At 58.0% G+C, this 21,669-nt stretch carries 20 protein-coding genes; 6 read left to right on the top strand and 14 right to left on the bottom strand.

Going from position 1 to position 21,669, the window contains the following annotated elements; all coding sequences use genetic code 11:
* Window positions 1–173: 173 nt before the first annotated feature.
* The 8 genes from BW978_RS18720 to BW978_RS18685 all read right to left on the bottom strand — a co-directional run bounded on the left by BW978_RS18720 (window position 174) and on the right by BW978_RS18685 (window position 8,986).
* Complete coding sequence (locus tag BW978_RS18720; RefSeq protein ID WP_076397333.1) at window positions 174–584, bottom strand: DUF3830 family protein; 411 nt, start codon at window positions 582–584, stop codon at window positions 174–176.
* Between the two features lie 2 nt (window positions 585–586).
* On the bottom strand, window positions 587–2,014 hold the full coding sequence (hydA, locus tag BW978_RS18715) for a dihydropyrimidinase (RefSeq protein WP_076397332.1): 1,428 nt from the start codon (window positions 2,012–2,014) through the stop codon (window positions 587–589).
* Between the two features lie 9 nt (window positions 2,015–2,023).
* On the bottom strand, window positions 2,024–2,752 hold the full coding sequence (locus BW978_RS18710) for an amino acid ABC transporter ATP-binding protein (RefSeq protein WP_076397331.1): 729 nt from the start codon (window positions 2,750–2,752) through the stop codon (window positions 2,024–2,026).
* A complete protein-coding gene (locus BW978_RS18705; RefSeq protein WP_076397330.1) occupies window positions 2,749–5,646 on the bottom strand; it encodes an FAD-dependent oxidoreductase in 2,898 nt (965 codons plus the stop codon). Before BW978_RS18705 ends, BW978_RS18710 begins: the two co-directional genes overlap by 4 nt.
* Before the next feature lie 21 nt (window positions 5,647–5,667).
* Window positions 5,668–6,555, bottom strand: coding sequence for a dihydrodipicolinate synthase family protein (locus tag BW978_RS18700; protein WP_076397329.1), 888 nt, complete (start codon window positions 6,553–6,555; stop codon window positions 5,668–5,670).
* 26 nt (window positions 6,556–6,581) lie between these two features.
* Window positions 6,582–7,274: an amino acid ABC transporter permease gene (locus BW978_RS18695; RefSeq protein ID WP_076397328.1), complete on the bottom strand. Its 693-nt coding sequence runs from the start codon at window positions 7,272–7,274 to the stop codon at window positions 6,582–6,584.
* A 73-nt stretch (window positions 7,275–7,347) separates the two neighbouring features.
* Complete coding sequence (locus BW978_RS18690) at window positions 7,348–8,172, bottom strand: ABC transporter substrate-binding protein (RefSeq protein WP_076397327.1); 825 nt, start codon at window positions 8,170–8,172, stop codon at window positions 7,348–7,350.
* A gap of 172 nt (window positions 8,173–8,344) precedes the next feature.
* Complete coding sequence (locus BW978_RS18685) at window positions 8,345–8,986, bottom strand: GntR family transcriptional regulator (protein WP_076397326.1); 642 nt, start codon at window positions 8,984–8,986, stop codon at window positions 8,345–8,347.
* A 123-nt stretch (window positions 8,987–9,109) separates the two neighbouring features.
* On the opposite strand from BW978_RS18685, the gene BW978_RS18680 reads away from it, so the two are divergent.
* Entirely contained in the window at window positions 9,110–9,793 is a 684-nt protein-coding gene (locus tag BW978_RS18680) for a GntR family transcriptional regulator (RefSeq protein WP_076397325.1), read from the top strand.
* Between the two features lie 24 nt (window positions 9,794–9,817).
* On the opposite strand, the gene BW978_RS18675 is transcribed toward BW978_RS18680, so the two are convergent.
* Complete coding sequence (locus tag BW978_RS18675; protein ID WP_175616913.1) at window positions 9,818–10,831, bottom strand: phosphotriesterase family protein; 1,014 nt, start codon at window positions 10,829–10,831, stop codon at window positions 9,818–9,820.
* Between the two features lie 201 nt (window positions 10,832–11,032).
* Here BW978_RS18675 and BW978_RS18670 point away from each other — a divergent pair, with 201 nt between their 5' ends.
* From BW978_RS18670 to BW978_RS18660, 3 genes are all read left to right on the top strand, one after another.
* Window positions 11,033–11,824, top strand: coding sequence for an aspartate dehydrogenase domain-containing protein (locus BW978_RS18670; RefSeq protein ID WP_076397323.1), 792 nt, complete (start codon window positions 11,033–11,035; stop codon window positions 11,822–11,824).
* A gap of 10 nt (window positions 11,825–11,834) precedes the next feature.
* Window positions 11,835–13,160 (top strand): M20/M25/M40 family metallo-hydrolase, encoded by a 1,326-nt coding sequence (locus BW978_RS18665; RefSeq protein ID WP_076397322.1) that lies wholly within the window; start codon window positions 11,835–11,837, stop codon window positions 13,158–13,160.
* 103 nt (window positions 13,161–13,263) lie between these two features.
* On the top strand, window positions 13,264–13,686 hold the full coding sequence (locus BW978_RS18660; protein ID WP_076397321.1) for a GlcG/HbpS family heme-binding protein: 423 nt from the start codon (window positions 13,264–13,266) through the stop codon (window positions 13,684–13,686).
* Between the two features lie 501 nt (window positions 13,687–14,187).
* On the opposite strand, the gene ugpC is transcribed toward BW978_RS18660, so the two are convergent.
* The 5 genes from ugpC to BW978_RS18635 all read right to left on the bottom strand — a co-directional run bounded on the left by ugpC (window position 14,188) and on the right by BW978_RS18635 (window position 19,288).
* Window positions 14,188–15,237 carry an ABC transporter ATP-binding protein gene (gene ugpC, locus BW978_RS18655; RefSeq protein WP_076397320.1) on the bottom strand — a complete coding sequence of 350 codons (1,050 nt, stop codon included), beginning with the start codon at window positions 15,235–15,237 and terminating at the stop codon, window positions 14,188–14,190.
* Window positions 15,237–16,283, bottom strand: a complete 1,047-nt coding sequence (locus BW978_RS18650; RefSeq protein WP_076397319.1) for an NAD(P)-dependent alcohol dehydrogenase — start codon at window positions 16,281–16,283, stop codon at window positions 15,237–15,239. Before BW978_RS18650 ends, ugpC begins: the two co-directional genes overlap by 1 nt.
* 7 nt (window positions 16,284–16,290) lie before the next feature.
* Entirely contained in the window at window positions 16,291–17,109 is an 819-nt protein-coding gene (locus BW978_RS18645; RefSeq protein WP_076397318.1) for a carbohydrate ABC transporter permease, read from the bottom strand.
* A complete protein-coding gene (locus BW978_RS18640; protein ID WP_076397317.1) occupies window positions 17,106–17,969 on the bottom strand; it encodes a carbohydrate ABC transporter permease in 864 nt (287 codons plus the stop codon). Before BW978_RS18640 ends, BW978_RS18645 begins: the two co-directional genes overlap by 4 nt.
* A gap of 68 nt (window positions 17,970–18,037) precedes the next feature.
* On the bottom strand, window positions 18,038–19,288 hold the full coding sequence (locus tag BW978_RS18635; RefSeq protein ID WP_076397316.1) for an ABC transporter substrate-binding protein: 1,251 nt from the start codon (window positions 19,286–19,288) through the stop codon (window positions 18,038–18,040).
* Window positions 19,289–19,423: 135 nt separating this feature from the next.
* Between BW978_RS18635 and BW978_RS18630 the strand changes: the two genes are divergently transcribed.
* Window positions 19,424–20,362: an AraC family transcriptional regulator gene (locus BW978_RS18630; RefSeq protein WP_076397315.1), complete on the top strand. Its 939-nt coding sequence runs from the start codon at window positions 19,424–19,426 to the stop codon at window positions 20,360–20,362.
* Window positions 20,363–20,554: 192 nt separating this feature from the next.
* Window positions 20,555–21,652, top strand: coding sequence for a hypothetical protein (locus tag BW978_RS18625; protein ID WP_083697645.1), 1,098 nt, complete (start codon window positions 20,555–20,557; stop codon window positions 21,650–21,652).
* Window positions 21,653–21,669 lie beyond the last annotated feature (17 nt).

Raw genomic sequence — 21,669 nt, 5'->3', positions numbered from 1 at the left:
GAAAGCCGGACCGATCACGAAACGCCCTGAGAAGGCAAAGTGACAGCGGCTCGTGCCCTCGAAAGCTCAGAGTCTTGACCACAAGGAGCCACCACATATGGCGCTTTCTGCCCGGCTTTTGGTCGGGGTGTGGGAGGCGCAAGTCGTTCAAACGTCTCCCAGCGAAGTGCCCATTAAACCAGTTCAAATCGGATTGGCTGCGCCCCGTCCCACAGTGTCTTGTTGCCAAGCTCCGAAAGCTTGTCGAGGTTGGATGTCAGGGTGATGAAATGATTGCCAGCGAGCTGGCCCATTTTCGATGAGAAATCGACACCGCCATAGGCAAGCAGGATCTCGGTTTCGCTGATGCCGCCTGGATAGAGAATGATATGGCCTGGAGCAGGATGGCTTGTATGGTTCTCGTAGCCGACACCAAAGTTGTAATCGCCAAGCGGAATCCAGACACCTTCACCCGACCAGCGAACGTGGACGATCTGTCCGTCAAATGGCAAGCGCTCCATGAAGGCCTTGCACGTCTCAGGCGCCTTCTGGGTTTCAAGCACTGCGTCAAAGACGAAGGGGCCGGCGGTGACTTTCAGCTTCATGATCAGATCTCCTTCATGTTCATGCTGTCGATTGGTGGGCGGGTCTTGGCCGAACGGTATGTTCCGGCACCTTTCTCACCGACGAGAACCCCGTCTTCGACCATCACCTGGCCGGATAGAATGACGGTGGTTGGCCAACCGGTGACCTCAAGGCTCTCGTAGGGCGAATAGTCGGCTGCGTCGTGAAGATCGGCATGCCGTATATGCCGTCGCTGCTCCGGGTCCCAAATTGCTAGATCCGCATCGGCTCCGATCGCAATCGTGCCCTTTTGAGGGTAAAGGCCATATGTTTTTGCGTGATTGGTGGCCGACAGGGCCACAAAACGGGGAAGATCAATCCGGCCCTTCATCACACCTTCCGAAAACAAGATTGGAAGCCGGGTTTCAACCCCGGGGATGCCGTTTGGAATATGGCGAAAGCTCTTCAATCCCTTCGGATTGCGCTTGCCTTGCGCATCATCATAGCGGAAGGGACAATGATCGGAGGAAAACAGGTCGAAGGCACCGGTTTCTATGCCGAGCCAGCAAGCTTCTTGTGCCGCCTTGTCACGAGGAGGCGGCGAGCAGACGAACTTGGCACCTTCCCAATCCATTCCGTCAAGATCGTCAGCGGTCAGCATCAGATACTGCGGACATGTTTCTCCGATGACTTTGACACCCCGGGCGCGGGCCCGAGCAATTTCGTCCATAGCCTCACCGTTAGAGACATGAACGATGACAATCGGGACATCGACAATTTCGGCAAGCGTCAGCGCCCGATGGGTGGCTTCACGCTCGACAGCCGCCGGCCTGGTGGAGGCATGGGCGCGAGGAGAAACCATGCCCGCCTGCTCATGACGATCGATCAGAAAGCGGATCGCATCCTCGTTTTCGCAGTGGACCATGACAGTCGCACCGGTTTCTCTGGCAACATCAAGGGTCTTGAGAATGTCAGCATCGCTCAGGCGCAGATCCTGGTAGGTCATGAACACCTTGAAGGACGCATATCCATCGGCAGCAAGGGCTCGAAGCTCTTGCCCGATCAGACTTTCGGTCGCATCGCTGACGATCAGGTGAAAGCTCACATCCGTATAGCAATTCCCTTCTGCGAGCTTGTGATAGTCATTCAGAGCCTCGCGCAGAGGGCGCCCTTTTTCTTGAAGGCAGAAGGGCATAACGGTGGTGTTTCCGCCAAACAGCGCCGACAGCGTTCCGCTCTCGAAACCATCAGCCATGACGATCCCTTCGCCTGAGGGTTGCGCCAGATGGACGTGGCTATCGATGCCACCGGGCAGGACATATTTGCCATCGGCATCTATAGTCTTCCGCGCTCCGGCAAGGCCTTCGCCAATCTGGACAATGCGTCCATCCCGAACACCAATGTCAGCCTTAAAGACATCCGACGCCGTTGCAATCGTGCCACTGCGAACGATTAGGTCAAAGTCACTCATCGCCTGGCCTCAATGATGCAGGATCTTGCTGAGGAAGGCCTCAGTGCGCGGATTTGTGTGGTTGTCGAAAAACTCGTCCGTCGGCAGATCTTCGACGATCTCGCCCTGATCGATGAAAACCACACGGTTTGCGACCTTGCGCGCAAAACCCATTTCATGAGTCACGACCATCATTGTCATGCCTTCACGCGCAAGGCCCGTCATCACATCGAGAACCTCCGAGATCATTTCCGGGTCAAGCGCGGAGGTCGGCTCATCAAAAAGCATGGCTTTCGGATTCATCGCCAGCGCCCGGGCAATCGCCACGCGCTGCTGCTGGCCGCCCGATAGCTGACCAGGATACTTGTGGGCGTGTCCTGACATGCCGACCCGGTCCAGGAGATCCATTGCGCATTTGCGCGCCTCGGTCTCCGAGCGGTGCAGGACAATGCGCTGGGCCAGCATGATATTGTTTTCGATCGTCAGGTGCGGAAAGAGTTCGAAGTTCTGAAAAACCATACCGATGCGGGAGCGCAGATCAGGCAGGTCGGTTGAAGGATCGTTCACCTCGATCCCATCGACGCGGATGGATCCTTTTTGAATTGGCTCCAGCGCATTGACGCACTTGATCAGCGTCGATTTTCCCGACCCTGATGGTCCGCAGACCACGACCACTTCACCTTTAGAGACTCTGGTCGAGCAATTCTTCAGAACGGGGTGGTGGCCATAGTATTTGAAGATGCCGTTGATCTCGATCATGGCTGCCCTCCTTTGAAGCGAGAAATCGAAAATGCAGAAAGGTCTCGGCCTGGATCGCGACGGCATACCAGGTCTGCAGTGATCTGACCGACGATCGGGCCGAGCGTGTAGCCGTTGGACGTAACGGCATTGAAAAAGCCTGGCATGTCTGGATGCTCCCCGAGGATCGGCGCCCCATCGATATTGATGTTCATCGCAGCCCAGCTTCTGATGACATGCAGTTTGCGCAGTCCAGGCACGACATGCTGAGCGACCCACAGATTGCCCTCGATACTGGAAAAGATCGGCCGAGGATGGCTGTGGACGGGGTCGAGACCGGCAGTCCATCCACCTCCGATAATGAAGTTGCCATTGGCGGCCTGCTTCAACGTCAAATGACGGTCGGCATGAGCCACAAGATGGGAAATCGCAGGTGCTGCAGCCTCCGTGACGACCATTTGAAGCGGCGCGCCAAAGACAGGCACCTTCAGGTCAAGCATGGCACCAATTCGGGACGCAAAGGCGCCAGCAGCATTGACAATCCGGCCGGCCCTTATCGTGCCGCGCGACGTCTGGATCTCAAATCCTGCGTCAAGCCGAACAATTGCCTGTACCTCCGTCCGGTCGAAGATCTGCGCGCCAGCGGCGACGGCCGCGTCCTCAACATGACGCGTAGCGACCAGCGGATTGATTTTGCCCTCCTGAGGACAATAGGCGGCACCGATCAACTCAGGCGATAGCAGAGGTTCCAGCGCCTTAAGGTCGGCACGCCCTATCACATGGCATTCAATGCCTTGCTGTCTTTCAAGCCTGGTTTTCTCTTCCAGGAAGCGCATTTGCGCTTCCGTCTCGGCAACCATCAAGCCTCCGGTGATCTTCATTTCGAAGTCGACACCAAGCTCATCCTGAAACCGTTGCCAAAGCGCGATAGAATCCTTTTGGAGGGACAGGCTTCGCGCAGCGGGCCCGCCGCCGGCTTCAGCCCGAGCGCCGTGATCAAAGGAGAGAAGTTGCGCGTGGAGGCTTCCCGCATTGCCGCCGGAGGCGAGACCCCCAGGGAATCCACGTTCCAGCACGATCACGTCTTCGCCGGCCTGGGCGAGGAACATCGCTGTCGATAGACCTGCAATTCCCCCGCCGATCACCACCGTCGCTGCTTCCTTCAAGGGCAAAGCAGCGCCATGTGGGACGGGCGGGCGATCCGGCAAAAGCGCACGCTTGTGGCCACCCCATTCGGGCTTTTCGACCGCCAATGCTGCAAGCGGCAGCGGCCTGAGCGGCATTTGTGGGGCGAGCACACCCACCGTTTCATTGATGGGGTGTGCCGTAAGCGCAGTCAGTGTTGGAGAGCAGTACCGCCCCTGACAACGGCCCATGCCCGCACGTGTCAATCGCTTGAGCGTTGCAATATCGGGAGGGCCTTGTCTGGCAGCTGTCTTGAGGGTTCTCATCTGCACGCTTTCGCAGCGGCATACCAGGACATCGTCGGGAACCGTCAGTGTAGGTGTTTGAGACGCAAAGAGATGCCAGAGGGATTGTTGAAATGACTTCGCGCGGGTGAGCTTGCGCTCATGCGATGTCGCCGAGAGGACGGTGAGGCCGAGCTTTCTGGCAATGGCGCGTCCGGCCAATCTACCCTCGGCCAGAGCAACCTGCGCTCCTGCGAACCGTCGTGCCTCCCCGATGATGTAAACATCGGGCCGTGAACTCATGCCTTCGCCGTCGCATTCAGCGCGCAGTTGTCCGTCGGCCCCGACGCGATGAGCACAACCGAGCAGTCGGGGCAATTCGCTGGATGACGCAAAATTACCGCCAAGCAATACCGTATCGATCTCGAACGTGGTGTCGCCCTTTGGCCCACGCACGACAGCCGTTTTGACCTTGCCAGGTCCTTCGATCGACAAAACTTGTGATTGCCAGGCGACATCAACCCCGGCACGCTCAAGCCGTGCCAGTTCGCGCATTCCCTTGATCGCCAATGCTGGATCAAGCTTTAGAAGTGCGAGTGCATCGATTGGTTTAGACCAAGGAGCAGAGGCTCTCTCCACCAAAGCAACGACGTCAGCACCTGCCTTGACGAGCTCGGCTGCAACCTGAATGTTGAGCGGCCCATTGCCGGCGATCAGGATGCGTTTTCCGGGTACCGTGCCATAACTGCGCAAAAGCGTTTGCGCTGCGCCGGCTGTCATCACGCCCGGCAAGGTCCATCCAGGTACAGGATTGGGACGCTCATAGGCGCCTGTAGCGATGACCAGCATACGCGGACGGCAATAAAAGGCGCCATCGGGCCCAAGACACGAAATGACTGTTGCACTCCCGTCGCGACCAGCACCCCATACAGTGACACCTGGCAAGACTGTTACGCCGAGTGCACGGGCTTGACCGATCAGAGCACGACCATCAGCAGCCTGGCGATCATCGCTAAGAGAGCTAAGCGCAGTTGGCGTGTTTGGCTGCTTGTAGAACTGTCCCCCGAGCGTGTGCCGTTCGTCAACGAGAGTGACCCGGGCGCCAGCTTCGGCTGCAGAGATGGCCGCTCCGAGACCGCCTGGGCCTGCACCAACGATCATCACGTCCACGTCAAAGTCAGGGATGTTCTCAGGAACGGGTTTCAAGTCCTGGAGCGTCGGATCTGCGATATCGGGCTTTGACGCCTGCCAGTCGATCCGCATGCCATCTTCAACCTGTGTCATGCAGGATCGCTGGCTGGTTTTTCCGTCGATGGTAACCAGACACTCGTTGCAAACGCCCATACCGCAGAACAGCCCGCGGTTTGCACCTGCTGCGTCAATCGAAAAATCAGCGCAGCCGATGCTAGTCAGCGCAGCGGCAACAGAGAGGCCCGTCTCGACACGGTGTGCCACACCGTTGATCAAGAGGGTCTTGTGGTCGTCCTTCAAGGTTTCGGCTGCCACCGCGGAACTCCAATTTCGCCTTTAAGAGAAGGCCATGCCGAAACGCTCGACCAATGCCTTCATCTCGGCATCCTGCTGTGTTGGCAACGGGAGGCGCGGAGGAAGCGGAGCTCCCGCGGCAAAGCCCATATGGTTCAGAAGAGCCTTCGAGCCCGCAACATAGGCTTGACCGCCGACGGCCTGAATGATTGGCAACCACTTCAGATAGAGCTCACGCGCTTCATCATACTTTTTCTCATCAGCCACGAGCGTGAAAATTCGTGCCATGACCGATGGCGCCACATTGGATGCGACGGCAACCCAGCCTTCGGCGCCCATGACGAAAGACTCAAAGCCCAAAATCCCGCCAAATGGCGTCATCTTGCCCTTGGCCAGCCGGACGATATCGCGGATACGCGTCACCTCGAGCGTCGATTCCTTGACATAGTCGCAGCCGTCAATATCTGCGATGCGCGCCAGAAGCTCGGGCCTCATGTCGACGTTGGAGGTCGCAGGATTGTTGTAGACCATGATCGGAATGGTGATAGATGCGGCGATCGTCTGGTAATGCTTGACGATCTCATCCTCGGTTGGCGTCGAATAGAAGGGCGGGATAATCATCACGCCATCGGCGCCGAGTTCTTCTGCTTTCCGGCTCAGGCGAACAGACTCTCGCGTATCTTCGGCACCGGTCCCGATCAGGACAGGCACGCGCCCGGCAGCGGTCTCAATGACTGTTCGGGCGACAGCCTCCCAGTCCTCGTCAGACAGCGACAAAAACTCACCTGTGGAGCCGAGCGGAATGAGCCCGTGAATCCCTTCCCTGATCTGCCAGTCAGTGAATGCAGCAAGCGCTTTCAGGTTGACCCGGCCTTCGGGATCGACAGGCGTAATCATCACGGTGAAGACACCGCGAAACGTCTTGGACATGAAATCTATTCCTTGTTTTGTAGATATCAGCGCTGTTCTGCGAGCTGGACCGGTGCTGTCGATTGCCCGAAGCGTCTTTCGATCCGTCGCTGGATGAAGTCCCAAACAGTCGTGAGAAGCAGATAATAGAGGGCCGCAACGGCGAAGAGTTCGAGCACCATGAACTTCTCCTGGATGAGCACTTGAGTGCGGCGAAGCAGCTCTTCCATAGAGATGACAGAGGTAACGGATGTCGTCTTCAATAGCCCGTTGACGGAATTCCCGAGCGGCGGAATGATCACCTTGAAGGCTTGTGGCATCACGATATAGCGCATGATCTTTCGCTCAGTCATGCCAAGCGCTCTTGCAGCACGCGATTGCCCTTCGGGGACGGCCTCGATCCCGGCTCTGATGATTTCGGCAAGATAAGCCGCCTCGTTGAGCGCAAGACCGATAAGGGCTGCCTCCACCACGGAAAAACGCAGGCCCAGTTGCGGCAGGGCGGTATAGATGACGATAAGCTGGACCAGGAGCGGCGTGCCTCTGAATATCCAGATGTAGACCCAACCGATGCTTCGGAGCAGGCGGAGCTTTGAGCGACGCAACAAGGCGACGACAAAGCCGAGGACAAGCCCTGCGATCAGCGATACGCAGGTCAACCATATGGTCGTGACCACTCCACCCAGAATGAATGGGTTGACGAGATAGTCGAAGAAACCGGACCAACTCCAAAATGACATGCCCGAGGCCTTTCTGAGTTCATGAGGGTGCCGGCATTCACCGACACCCGGGATCAAACTGAACCGCTCTCGATTAGCGGTTCGGCCCCTTCACCGTATAATCGCCAGCGACCATAGGCATTCCGTAGGCATCGAAGAGCTTGGCAAGTGAACCGTCAGCCTTCATCTCCTGCAGGACCGCCGAGACCGCATCCGAAAGCGCAACACTCTTGAAGGCAACAGCCACGGGAGCCGGATAGAGCCCGCTTACCGCGCGCCGAAAATCACCGCGGGTATCGTATTCTTTTGCAACACCGTCGATCGACACCACGCCCTGCACCTGGCCTGCACGCAGCGCCTGATAGGCCAGCGCAAAATTGTCGAAAGTCTGGATTGCCAAACCTTCCTTGCCAGCCGCCTTCAGCTCCTCGTCGAGGAGCCTTGTCTTGGTTTCCTCAAAGCCTCCGATCTCGACCCCGATGCGCATGCCAGCGAGATCTTCCTTGGTCTTGACCGTCTCGTTGTCGGTGGCGACCGAGATGCTGATTGCCTGATCTTCATAGGGGATCATCTGCATCATGGCGGCGCGTTCGGGTGTGAAAAAGATGCCGGTATTGATCATGTCCCAGCGACCGGCCTGAAGTCCCGGGATCATCGCAGAGAATTCGATACGAACATATTCAGGTGTCAGGCAGAGCCGCTTGGCGATCTCTGTGCCAAGCTCGATGCGCATGCCCTTCAATTCGCCCGAGGAGTCAACGAACTGCAATGGCGGGAGCGTGGGGTTTGTCGACATGATGAGCGTGCCAGGCTTGACGAGCTCGCTGTCCGCGATCCTGGGGGTGCAATCTTGTGCATATGCTGAAACGGCAGTCGTGAGCAGCAGTCCGGCTGCAACGGAAATGGTGCGAAAAGACATGAGAACCTCTGGTGATTTTTTGATCTTCTGGTGGACCAACCCTCGAATGCTGAAGCTTCGCATTCAATTGGTATACCAAAGTCATACACAAAAATATTCGGCCCGCAAGCGGTTGATCGAGTGGCCGCACAATTTTGATAGAGTTAATGAGAGGAAGGGGGCAAAGCGCCGCTCAGTATGTCGACAGCACGTTGCGGCGGATATGCTCGAGATGCTCGGTCATGGCGTTTCGGGCCGCTTCAGCATCCCGGGCAGTCAGTGCGTCCAAGATCGCTTGATGGTCAGCAAGTCCAGGTTTACGTTGGGCAAGCTTGCGCTGGCGCTCGAATATTGTGGTGTACCGTCGCATCTGGCCAATGATGTCGGCGAGAAACCGGTTGCCGCTTGCAGCAGCAATACCATTGTGAAGGGCATCATCGAAGGCCCAGACAAACGCAGGTGCCGGGTCTGGATCAGCCTCGATCTTTTCCAGCATCTCTCTCAACGCCCCAAGCACCTCACCCGAAATCATGTTGCAGGCAAGCGCTGCCGCACTCGGCTCGAGCATCAGCCGGACTGCGATACTGTTGAGGTAATCTGCAAGCGTGATCACCTTGACGGTCAAAACGCCCTTGGCATTGCGCACCAGAAGCCCCTGCCCTTCGAGGCGCCCCAACGCGTCGCGCATGGGCGAACGCGACACCCCAAGGCGCAAAGCGAGCCGCCGTTCCTGGATGACCGCACCGCCGCTCAACTGCGCCGAGAGAATTTCGTCGAGGAGGCTGCTGTAGGTTTCGTCCGCAAGGCTCCTGTCAGTCGCAGCGGCTTCGTCCATGTCCCGTCACTCCAAGCCATTTGACATCTACGCCCCGTATGGACCATGGCTTGTCGCAAGAAAACCCTTTAGGCAGATTTCAATGGATCAAAGCACCGTGGAGGCCGGGAGGCCAGATGCATCGTGACGAATATTGATTCGCATCGTGAAATCGACAGAACTGCAAAAGAAGGCGGCCACAAGCTCGCAGCGCTCGCCTATAATGCAGTCTCCGATATGATCCGGCATCGTCGTCTGGGCGGCGGCCATGTCATCGTCGAAGCGCGTCTTGCTGAAACCCTGGGGGTGTCACGAACCCCTTTGCGAGAAGCACTGCAGAGGCTTGAGGGCGAAGGCCTGGTTCACAAGGGAGACGGTCGAAACTATGTGGTACGGCACGTCGATATTGGCGAATACATCCAGAGCCTGAAGCTTCGCTTGCTGATAGAGCCACAGGCAGCTGTTGAGGCGATGGACAACATCCCTGGGCGCAAGCTCATCGAGGTTCACCGCGAAATCGACGAGCTTATGGGAGCAACGGCCTACCATACCGACGCACACTGGTTCTCAGACGATCACCTGCACAACCTCATTATCGACTATTGCGGCAACGAAGTCATGGCTGGCGTACTTCGGAGCCTGAGAGCCACCACCCGCCTCTTCGAAATCGGACAATTGAAGGACCGGCTGAAGCCTGATTCAACCGAACACCTCCTGATCATCGATGCCTTGCAGCGAAAGGATTCGGTGGCCGCCCACAAGGCTGTCGCGGCGCATGTCGAGAGCCTTATCGCATTCGCCCGGATGCATATCGTGGTCAACGAATAGTTGCAGATGGCGCTCATGCGCGGCCTAGGCCCGCGACAACAGACGTGCCGGGGTCTCGACAAGCATGCGATTGATCTCTTCCGTACCGAAACCACGATCGCGCATCAGGGGGATCACATTCGAAATCATGTGGCCATACCCATGACCGCCGTAAGATTGAAGGCGTGAACGGGTGCAAATATCCTGCGAGATGACGACATTTGCTCCCAAGCCAGCATCGAACAGCCGCCTGATATCGTAGATGCGCATCCAATCAGTGGGCAGATCAGCGATACCGAGCCAGTATTGCGATTGCTCGATACCAAAGAAATCGTATTCCACGACACAGCCTCGGCGGGCTAATGCCAGGACGTTTTCTGGGTCTGTAAACGTGCGCTCCATATGATCGATGATTGTTCGGCTTACGTCGGCGCCTGCGTTCTCGAGGATGTCGAGGATCTGGTTGGGGGCGTCCGGATGGCGTCCGGGATGGACCGTAATCGCGGCACCGGTTTTGTCCTGGGCCTTGGCAGCGGCTCGCAGAGAGCGCTCTTCAAACGGGGTCAACGGCCATGAGCAGCCAATCTCACCAATAATCCCACAGCGCACATCCGTGCCCCAGGCGCCTTCAGTCAATTGTTGGATGATAGTTTCCGCCATCTCATCTGTGTCGAGTGAGAGGGTTTCCTCGTCCTGGTAGGGTTCCGTATAAAAGCCCGCGCCCAAAACGATGTTGACCCCTGTCTTGGCACTGATCAGCTGCAGGCTCAGTGGATCAGGCTGCAGCCCCCCGGTCGTCATCTCGACGATCGTACCACCACCCAGTGCACCAAATCGTGCCACCTCCTTGAGAGCAATCCCAACGTCTTGAAGCCTGTGGTTACCTGGATAATCGTTAGGGCGGTATGTGACGTCAAAGACGTTCTCCAGCGTGATAATCACCTCCTCTTGTGGGTCAACACGGCGCGCCCGCGGTGTGAGTTCGCACAAGACATGCTCATGCATCAGCGTCATGCCCAACTGCTCGGCATCAACACTGCCATTTACCGTCTGAACCATGCCGTCCTCCATTGTGATCCTCCAAGGTCGCTGCACCACTTGTTCGCAGCATAATATTGGTATACCAAACGAATACAAGCGAGCTTAAGGGATCGTTTCGACAGGCGGGGTGGGAGGATAGTTTGAACGGAAAACGACAGGTGGTTTATTCACCTCGCAAAATAGCTAGATGCCATGCGTTGTAATCCGGCACTTGAGCGCTTGGGCATTATTGGTTTCGGAGCAATCGGCTCGCGTCTTGCCAGATTTTTCGCTAGCGGCGAACACGGTCCGAAAACGAGTGCAATCCTGGTGCGAGACCATCAGCTGTCCAGCGCCCGTGCAGTGGTACCCGAAGCAACGGTCTGCACAAATTTCGAAGAATTTCTCGAGGCGTCACCGTCAGTCGTTGCGGAATGTGCATCCGCAAATACCCTGGCAACCCTTGGTCCCCTTCTGTTGGAAGCGGGCTGTGATGTCGTTCCACTGTCTTTGGGCGCCTTCGCCGATGAGCGTCAGCAGCTTCGGTTTTACGGTGCAGCAGCGTCAGGGCCCGGCCGTCTGGAGATTCCTGCCGGCGCACTCGGGTCAATCGGTTTTCTAGCAGGGGCACGCGAGCACGAACTTGAAAAGGTCACCGTCACCGTTGCGTATCCCACCAAACGTTGGAAATCGATGGGGGCGCTGCAGTTCGTTGATCTTGACCAGGTGCTCGTGCCGAAAGCATTTCTGGAAGCCAGCGCCCGTGAAGTAGCAAGGCTGTTTCCGGGCCATCTTAATGTCGTCACCGGGGCAGGCCTTGCAGGGCTAGGCCTCGATCGCACACAAGTCGTTCTGGTGGCAGATCCAACGATCACACAAGCCTGGTTCCAGATTGAGGCAATTTCGGGCTCTGGACCGATCACGATCAGGGTCGATGGCCGCAACGCTGCTGTCGATGAAGATCCTATCGATCATACAGCTTTTTCGGTCATTCGCCTCTTGAAGAGGCGATGCGCCTCTGTGGCCATCTAGGAGTACCCGCATGCAAGATATCCTCACGCAGATCTGGGACAGAGCACAGGAACACCGCGGCGAGATTATCTCGGGCCTGAGACAATACATCGCTGCTCAAGAGGACGGAGAACCGAAGGTTCAGGCCCTGTTTCGCCGAAATGCCGAAGCACTTGGATGTGATGTAGAAGCCAGCACCTACAACCCGGCCGACGTCGCCCTCGTGGAAGAATTTGCAAATGGCGCGACAATCAGTCCCCAGCCGCGCACCTGCATTGTTGCACATTTAAAGGGAGTGGGCAGCGGACGCAGCCTGATCCTGTTCGCCCACCCCGATTGCGAAGCATTCCGTGCAGACAATGGCTGGAAGCATGATCCTTTCAAAGGCGAAATGATCGATGGCAAGCTCTATGGCTGGGGCGTTGCTGATGACCTCTCGGGTATTGCTGCGGGATTGCAGGCGATCGCATTGCTTAACTCTCTCGGCTTTTGTCCTCTGGCAGACGTTCATGTTGCAAGCACCCCAAGCAAGCAGCACGCCAGGGGTGTTTCTCATGCCTTGCAACGCGGCATGAGCGCCGACGCTGTCGTTTACCTCCATCCCGCGGAGTCTGGTGTCGGCATGAAGGAGATCAAAGCTTTCACATCCGGCCAGATCGAATTTCGGATCGAGATCGAGGGCCAGGCACCACCGACGACAGAGCCTCACCAGACAGCTTTTGCGCACAGAGGCGTCAATGCGATTGAAAAGGCAATTCTTCTTGTTCAGGCTTTGAGGGCTTTGGATGACGAGCGGGCAGCAGCTGTTCACCATCCGGCGCTTGAAGGAGAGATAGGACGCTCGACCAACCTCATGGTGTCGTATATTAAAGCAGGCGATGAAGACCGGCTGTCTCGCGGTGCAGACCGCTGTATTCTCGGCGCTGCGATTGCCTTTCCTCCTTTCGAGAAGCTTGAGACCGTGCGTGCCGCGATCGAGGCGGCGATTGAACGTGTCACCGCCAACGATCCTTGGTTGGCAAATCACCCTCCGAAGATCCTGTGGGACGCTGGCGTTGCCGGTGCAGAAGTTCCCGTCGACCACGAATTGGTCAAGGCTGCGGCCTCATCAATTGAGACGATCTGCAGCTTCAAACCCTTTATCAATCCGATGCATACCGGCTCCGACATTCGAAATCCGATGGTGCAGAAGAACATCCCGACGATAGGTCTTGGGCCGCTTTGCGGTAACCTGACGCAGAACGGCGCAACTGATGAATGGGTCGACAGCGAAGATCATGTGAGATTTGTCGCAACGACGGCCATGATCATTGCCAAGTGGTGTGGCCTGGCCCGCTCAGCGACTGTTTCGACCTAGCAATAAATATAAGTGCCATGAACTGACGGCGATGACTGTTCGAGGTGCTCCAAATCGATCAACCTGCCAACCTATTTCCAGAGCCTGAACCAAGGAGACCCAAATGCTGACCATCAAACGCTTGAGCCTCACCGATGCCCGCATGCTGATCGAAGGCGCGCGCAACAAGGCCGAAGAGATCGGCGTACCAATGTGCATCGCGGTGACCGATGAATCGGGTCAGTTGATCGCCTTTGAACGCATGGACGGCGGAAAGATCACCAGCACGATTATCGCACAAGACAAGGCATATACTGCCGCAGGCGCAAAGCGCACCACAGAAAGCTACGGCGCCGCGAGCCAGCCAGGTAGTCCCGCATACGGCATCAACTCGGCCATTGGAGGCCGATTGATGGTCGTTGCGGGAGGCCTGCCCGTGATCATAGATGGTGAGGTCGTCGGCGCAATTGGTCTGAGCTCAGGCACTCCGGCACAGGATAGCGAATGTGCTCAAGCGGGTATAACGCACCTGATGTCAACACTCTGATGGTCCGGGGGAAAGGCTGAGAAGTCTCAAGCATTTTATGCGGGGAAGAAGCAAGCTACGCTTCTCCCGCACTGATGGCATTGCGTGCCAGCTGAACCATTACGGCTGGTGGCCTAAAGCGGCACCCGAAAAGGCTTTCGGAGCCTCCAAACTGGAGCGGGAGCGCGAGTTCTGCCTCAGCATTGGCCTGGAGCGGACGCGGCAGCTCCCCTCACCTGTATCGGCCGGCCATAGCGAAAAGTTTCAACCGCCGAAACCGAATTAACTGGCATGCCTGAAGCAAAATGCCGAAAGCCTCCAGACTGTTGAGCCCGACCGGCCAGACACTGAAGCGTTACTCTTAGTGCCCTATTCTCGATCCCCTGAACGACCTTGATCGGAGTCAGTCGCCGCCGCACAGAACGCAGGATGGTTAAGCCACCAGCATGAGTTGGAAAGCACCAGACAAGCGCATTTCTGCTGAGCGAAGCAACACACTGCTCTGCTGTGAGAACGGCGATCTTAGCCTAGGCGGTGGCCTGTCTTCGGATCGAAGAGATGAAGGTCATCAGTCGCGACATCGAAACCGAGTACCTCGCCTTGCCTGACGCGTAGCGACGCCGGCACTGATACAGAGAGTTCGTTTGAACCTATGCTGAGCGTCAAGAGCCGCGTCTCACCATGAAACTCATTGCGCTCGACCCGTCCTCTGATTGAACCCTGATCGCCGCTCAGACGGAGTGCTCCGGGCCTGATCCCGACGGTGACCGGGCCCGGCTTGACCGGGAAAGGTGTTGGCAGAGTTATATGGGTGTCCACGAGATCCTCGCCCGTCTTGTCGAGCGTCAGGAAGTTCATATTCGGTGTGCCAATGAAACCGGCCGCAAAGACGGTTGCCGGCTTCTGGTAGATCTCTTCCGGCGTTCCCATCTGCTCGATCCGGCCGTCTTTCATCAGGACAATCCGATCGGCAAGCGTCATCGCCTCGAGTTGGTCATGGGTGACGTAAATGCTTGTCGTCTTCAGATCGCGGTGCAGCTTGGCGATCTCGACGCGCAGGCTGCCGCGCAGCTTGGCATCGAGATTGGAGAGAGGCTCGTCAAACAGAAAGACTTCGGGCGTCTTGATCATGGCGCGCGCGATCGCCACGCGCTGTTGCTGGCCGCCTGACAGTTCCGTCGGCTTGCGGGCGAGATAGACGCCGAGCCCCAGCGCCTCGACGACGGGTGAGAGGCGCTGGTCGATTAGACCTTTCTGGATGCCTGCCCGCTCCAGCCCGAAGGTGATGTTCTCGCGCACGCTCATATGCGGATAAAGGGCATAGTTCTGGAAGACCATGGCGATGCCGCGATCGCCTGGATCGCGCTCATTCATCCGATTGCCACCAATGAAGAGATCGCCGCCGGAAATCTCTTCAAGCCCGGCGATCATGCGCAGCATGGTGGACTTCCCGCAGCCGGATGGGCCGAGGAAGACCACGAATTCATGATCATCGATCTTGAGATCGAAGTCGCGCATGACTTCCAGCGCGCCATAGACTTTGCGGATGCCGCGGCATTCGACAGTGGCCATCAGTTCCCCTCCCCGTCCACGATGATCTGCAGCTTCACATCTTCCGGCCGGCCTTCGGCTGCACGCTCAAAGGCAGCTATTGATTGCTCAAAAGCATAGGTGCCCGAGACCAAGGGTTTCAGATTGACCTTGCCGGCGGCAATTAGGGCCAGCGCCCGGTCAAAGACATTGGCGTAGCGGAAGACGGTCTCAATCCGGCATTCGCGAAAGCAGGCGGCTGCAAGGTCGACGGCGACCGGTTCCGGTGGCAGGCCGACGAGCACGATCGTGCCACCAGGGCGGACAAGCTTGAACAGATCCTTGATGGCCGCGCCCGCGCCCGAGCATTCAAAGACGATATCCGCACCCCAGCCGTCTGTTGCCGCGTTGACCGTTTCGACGAGATCCATCTGCTTGAGATTGACCCCGGTGATGCCGCCATAGCTTTCGGCAAGCTTGAGCTTAGTTTCGGAGAGATCCGAGATCAGCACGCGCGAGCAGCCACCGGCAAGAGCTGCAAGCGCCACCATGATGCCGATCGTGCCGCAGCCGGTCACCACGGCTGTGTCGCCTGGAGTGATCCTGGCTCTGGCAGCTGCCTGCATGCCGACAGCGAAGGGCTCGACCATCGCACCTTCCGCAAAGGTGACATTGTCCGGCAGCTTGTAGGTGAAGCTTGCCGGATGCACCGTCTCAGAGGTGAGCACGCCGTGGACCGGCGGAGTTGCCCAGAAGGCGACGGCCGGATCGACATTATAAAGGCCAAGCCGCGAGGCGCGTGATTTCGGGTCGGGAATGCCGGGCTCCATGCAGACCCGGTCACCGGGCTTCAGATGGGTGACATTGGCCCCGACTTCGGTCACCGTTCCTGCCGCCTCATGACCGAGCACCATGGGTTCATTGACGATGAAATCACCGATCCGGCCATGGGTATAGTAATGCACGTCGCTGCCACAGACACCGACGGTGTGGATGCGGATGCGGACGTCGTCCGGGCCCATCTCTTGGCTGAGATCGATGTCGCGCAAAGAGAGTTCACCGACACGCTCGAGGACAAGTGCTTTCATGGAATTATCAACCTTGATCGGATTTCTTGGAAAATGCGGCATTGAGGCCACCGGCCAGGACCCCGAGCAGGATCAGCGGCGGCAGAGACAGAAGGACGACGGCGGCGTTGAGGATGCCCCAGGGCACATTCATGCCGAGCTGCGACATCTCCGACGCGATGATCGGCAGGGTTTTCGCGCTTGAGGTGGTTAGCATCATGGCAAGCAGGAACTCGTTCCAGACCAGTACGAAGGAAAAGGCGATGGCACCGAAAACCTGGAACCGCGCGATCGGCAAAGCGATGCGGAAGAAGGTGGCGTAGGGACCCAAGCCATCGACGCGCGCAGCCTCTTCCACTTGCAGGCTGACACGCTCGAAAGCCGGCACCGACAGCCAGATGGTGATCGAGGCTGTGACAATCAGATAGGTCACGATCAGCGAGAGGCGGGTGTCATAGAGATCAAGTCCGAGCCAGATGACCAGCATGGGAATGGCGATTGCCACCGGTGGCAGGAAGCGCAGGGACAGGACGAAGAACTGGGCTTCTGCAGTCAGCCGGTTCTTGAAGCGGGCAATCACATAGGCCGCGGGCACCCCGAGCACGGCGCCGAGTGCTACGGCACTTGTGCAGATGATCAGCGAATTGGTCAGCGCGCGAGCCACCGAACGGCGGTTGAGCACATAGCTCATATTGTCGAGCACCGGCTGGAAGAAGAGTTTCGGTGTCGAGACCAGAAGGTCGGCATTGGTCTTGAAGGCGTTGAGCAAGGTCCATAGCAGCGGCAGCACGACAAGCGTTGCGGCAACGACCAGAATAAGCTTGAGCAGAAGGGTCGAGAGCTTCATCGGTTCAGCCTCTTCCAGGTAAAGGTGAAGGTGACGATGGTCAGCACCATCATGATGACGGCCATGGAGGAGGCGTAGGAGATCTTGCCGGCTTCGATGAAGCCTTGCGAATAGGCATACATGTCGAGCGTCTCGGTGGAGATGCCGGGGCCGCCACGGGTCATGACATAGACGAGGTCGAAGGAGCGCAGGCTCTCGATCGCCTTGACCAGAAGCAGACTGATCAGTGGTGCTTTCAGCATCGGCAGCGTGACGAAACGATGGATCTCGAAACGGGTGGCGCGGTCGATGCGGGCAGCTTCCAGCGGCTGTGGCGGCAGGGATTCCAGGAGCTTCAGGATGATGACGGCAAAAAACAGGCCCCATTGCCAGACATCGACAAAGGCAACGGCGAGAAGCGCGCCAAGCGGGGTTGAGAGAATGTCTGGTGTGATGCCAGTCAGTTCGCGAACCGGCCATGTCAAGGCGCCATAGAGCGGGTGAAATGCAAACTTCCAGACAAAGGCGGCGCAGACCCGCGGCAGGAGAACGGGGATGATGAAGAGTATGCAGAGCAGGTTGCGCGCCTTGGGGCTTGCGGCTTCGAACATGGCGATGCCCAGCACCACCCCTGTCACCATGGTGGCAGTAACGCTGATGATCTCCCACTTGAAGGAGACCCAGAGCGCGTTAAGGAAGCGGGCGTCCGAAAACAGCGCGAGATAATTGGCGAACCAGACATAGTCGGCATCGGGCGCCGACAGAGTGCGGTTCTGCAGCGAGATGTTCACTGCGTAGAGCGTTGGCACCAGGGCCAGGATGATCAGGATGCCCAGGGTCGGGCCCAGGAAAACATAAGGCAGCGAGCGGCCGCGGCGCATGGCGGATCCTTTGATGAAGAAAAAGGGGCGCGCCGGGGGACGCGCCCGAGTTGGCTGCTTGGGGGGCCTTAAAGCTTGGCGGCGAAGGCTTCGAGTTCGCCAAGCGTCGCCTTGATGTCGGTGCGGCTGCCGGTGATCAGCTCTTCCAGCATGATGCCCCACTGATTGCCCAGTTCCTGCCAGCGCGGATCCTGCCAAAAAGTGACCGTGGTCTTCTCACCGGTGGCTGCCATGGCGTCCGCCAGGTTCTGGCCGAAGGTCTTTGCATATTCTGGGCTCTGATAGGTGCTGGTGCGTGTCAGCTCGCCGGGCTGGCCAGCGGCGAGGCGACGGGCCTCCTGCTCCTTGGATGTTGCCCAGGCAACGAAAAGACCGGCGCAGGACTTTTCCTCATCTGTCGCATTGGCCTTGGAGGCGATGGCAAAACCATGGGCATAACCGCCACCGGGCAGCGGCGACGGCGGAACCGAGAAAGCGACCTTGTCGGCGACCTGGCTCTGCGCCTTGTCGACGGACATGCCGCCAAGCGGCGCGGATTCGATGATGATCGCCACTTTGCCCGAGCGGAAGGCGCCGGTCGATTCATCCCAGGAGCCGGTCTGCGTGCCCGGAGCCGAATACTTGAAGAGTTCGAGATAGGTCTCGGTTGCCTTCACGGCAGCTTCCGAGTTGAAGGCCGGTTTGCCGTCCTTGAACCATTCGCCGCCATTGGCCTTGAAGAAGGGCATCCAGCGCCAGACATTGGCGCCCGAACCACGTTGGCCGCGCAAGGCGGTACCGTAGACGCCATTTGCCGGATCGTGCAGCTTCTGGACGGCTGCGAAATACTCATCCCAGGACTTGGGCGGCGCAATGCCGGCCTTTTCGAGAAGATCGGTGCGATAGACCATCAGGTCGCCGCCGCCCTGGACGGGGGCAAACCACTGCCTGCCGTCATAGGTTGCAGCAGCCCGCATGCCAGCGTCGAAGTCGTTGTAATCATATTCGGACGGATAAAAACCATCCAGCGGCACGATCCAGCCGGAGGAGGCAAACAGCGCCAGATTGGCTTCGTCGACATAGTAGACATCGAAGCTGCCAACGGTCGAGGCGTCGGCCTGTGACTTGGCGCGGCGATCGTTTTCGTTGAGATAGCTGATCTCGAAGCCGGCACCGGAGAGGGCCTCGAACTCGTCGACATAGTCTTCGAGAAGGGTCAGACCGTCGCGCGGCTGCGCCAGGATGCGAACGTCATCCGTGCATTGTGCGGCAGCCAGAGCGTTCGAGCTGGCAAGGATAGCGATGACCGCGCAGCCTGCGCGGAGAGCATTTAATGTCATGATTTCCTCCCTTGATGGCAACTCCCTTGCCATCGACGGGGGCACTTTTGCCGAAGAGATCAGCGCGAACTAGTTGGACTTCGTCGCAGAAATAATACTATTTTGACATCTGTGTATCGTCACATGAGTCATCGCATGCCTATTGCACCAGATTTTCCGCAGTCTCCCTCCGAGACCTTTACCGCCACCCGTGAACAGATCGTCCTGCCCGGAGGCGCCTCCTATCTGATCCGCCGCGACGACTATCCCAATCCGATCTGTATCTGGAACTACCACCCCGAATGGGAGATCCACTTCATCCCGGACGCGAGTGGCTTTGCCTATGTCGGAGACTATATCGGCCCGTTTCGCCCCGGCCATCTGATGCTGACGGGAACCAATCTGCCGCATAACTGGATCACGCCCGGCGCTCCACCGCTTCCCGGCCGGGACATGGTCTTGCAGTTTGATGCCGATGCTCTGATCGGCGTCCGGGCGGTCTGCCCTGAATTCGATGTGCTGCACCGGCTCAAACCCCTGGCGCAACGTGGGGTCGAGATCCTGGGGCCGGAAGCTCAAAGGATTGGTGAAAAGATCCTCGAGCTCCATGCGATCGGCCATCGGGGTAGCCATCGGGGTGGCCATGGGGGTGGATTGGGGCTCTTCCTGGAGATCCTCGAGGCGATCGATGCAGCACCTGAAAAGCGTTTGCTTGCCAGTGAACATTTCATCTCGATCTACAATCAGGTGTCGGATCGCAGACACCGGCGTATCGACCAGGCCATCCAGATCCTGCAATCGGATCCCGGCGCGCAAATGCATGAGGTGGCGCAAGAGGTCGGTTTCGAGCCCTCCGCTTTCTCGCGTGCCTTTCGCCGCCTGACCGGCATGAATTTCTCCGACTACAGCCGTTCCGTTCGGGTCTGGCGCGCACGAACCCTGCTCAGCGAGACCCAGACGTCGATTACCGATATCTGCTTCGAGGCCGGCTTCAACAATCTGTCGAACTTCAATCGCACCTTCCGTTTTGAGACGGGTCTCACGCCACGGGCTTATCGAAAGGCGGCAAGGATCAGGGCTAAGTCGCTCGTCTGACCCTCGATCGGACCGGTGGATTGAATTTTTGAGCGATATCAGACGGTGCTCAAGCTTGGTCGGAGCTGCCTCCCCCGGGTCCTCGTCCCCCGCTTTGTCCAAGTCTTTGCCAAGACTTCGCCTCTGAAACCTTACCCCTCGGCTATCATCTTCTTTTGTCGCGTGAGCGAGGCTAAGGGAGGATCAGGTCACATGGAAGGCGATCAGACTGATACAAGACTGGCTTCAACCTTGCGGTTCACACCGCATCGGGCAGAGCCGGTCGTGCTTGGCGAAAAGGAGATCGCCGCCAGTGGCTCTGCGCTATCGGTGAGGGAAGTGCATGACGTGCTCGATCAGGCCTGGCACGATATCCGCAACGGTCGGGCACTGGGGCATAAGTCCGTGCTGTCGCTTCCCGAGGAGGCGTTCTGGCAAGAGGCGGGTTATCAAGGCCGACCAGTCGAGTTTGCCGGTGAGAGGCTCGGCTGGAAGCTCTCCTGTCTCTATGGTGCAAATCCCGAATTTGCCGGGGTCAAGGTCATCGGTGCCAATGCCTTCAACCGGCATTTCGGCCTTCGACGCTCCAGGTCGACCTATATTCTCATGGAGAAATTCTCCATGCAGCCGATCGCGATCATCGACGCGACCGCGCTTTCGGCCGCCCGCACAGGCGCGTACGCGTCGCAAGTGCTTGGTCTTTGTCCGATCGAAAAAGATCAGATTACGGTGTTTCTGTTCGGTGCCGGGCCAGTTGCCAAGGCGATCCTCGCCTCGCTGGCGGATCGCGCAGCCTTTCGCATCGGCCGCGTCTATCTCAAGGCAAGGAGGGTTGAACGCGCAAAGGCGCTGCAGGCTTCTCTATCCATGACACTGCCCTTCGATATCGTGGCTGTCGAAGACAGTGGTTTTCTGGCGGAAGCTGATTTCGTCATCACAGCCACAAATTCCGACCGACCGGTTTTCGGTGATCACGAGCTCAGACGCGATGCCTGTCTTCTTCATCTGGGGGGCGACGAAGTGCCAGCCGAGACCTTGCGCCGGATCCTGAGGCAGGGCCAGGTCGGCTGCGATGATTTGGCGACCGTCTCCAGGCGAAATTCGCAGAGCCTTGCCTTGCAGTTCTCAAGGGCTGGCAGCTCGCTTGAAGCACTCGGCCCCCATCTTGGCATTCTGGAACTATCGAAGACAAAAGACTGGCGTGTTCAGCCAGGTGCGCCGCTCTCTGTCACCTGTGTCGGTCTGCCAGTGCTTGACCTCTATGTGGTGGCGGCACTGTTTCAGAAGTATCGGGCAAGTCGCGAGACTTAAGGCATGGGTATTGGCGC

It is taken from the genome of Rhizobium sp. RU33A (assembly GCF_900156055.1).
Taxonomy (GTDB): Bacteria; Pseudomonadota; Alphaproteobacteria; order Rhizobiales; family Rhizobiaceae; genus Allorhizobium.
The sequence above is the reverse complement of the archived record's forward strand: the minus strand, read 5'-3'. Positions and strand labels throughout refer to the sequence as shown.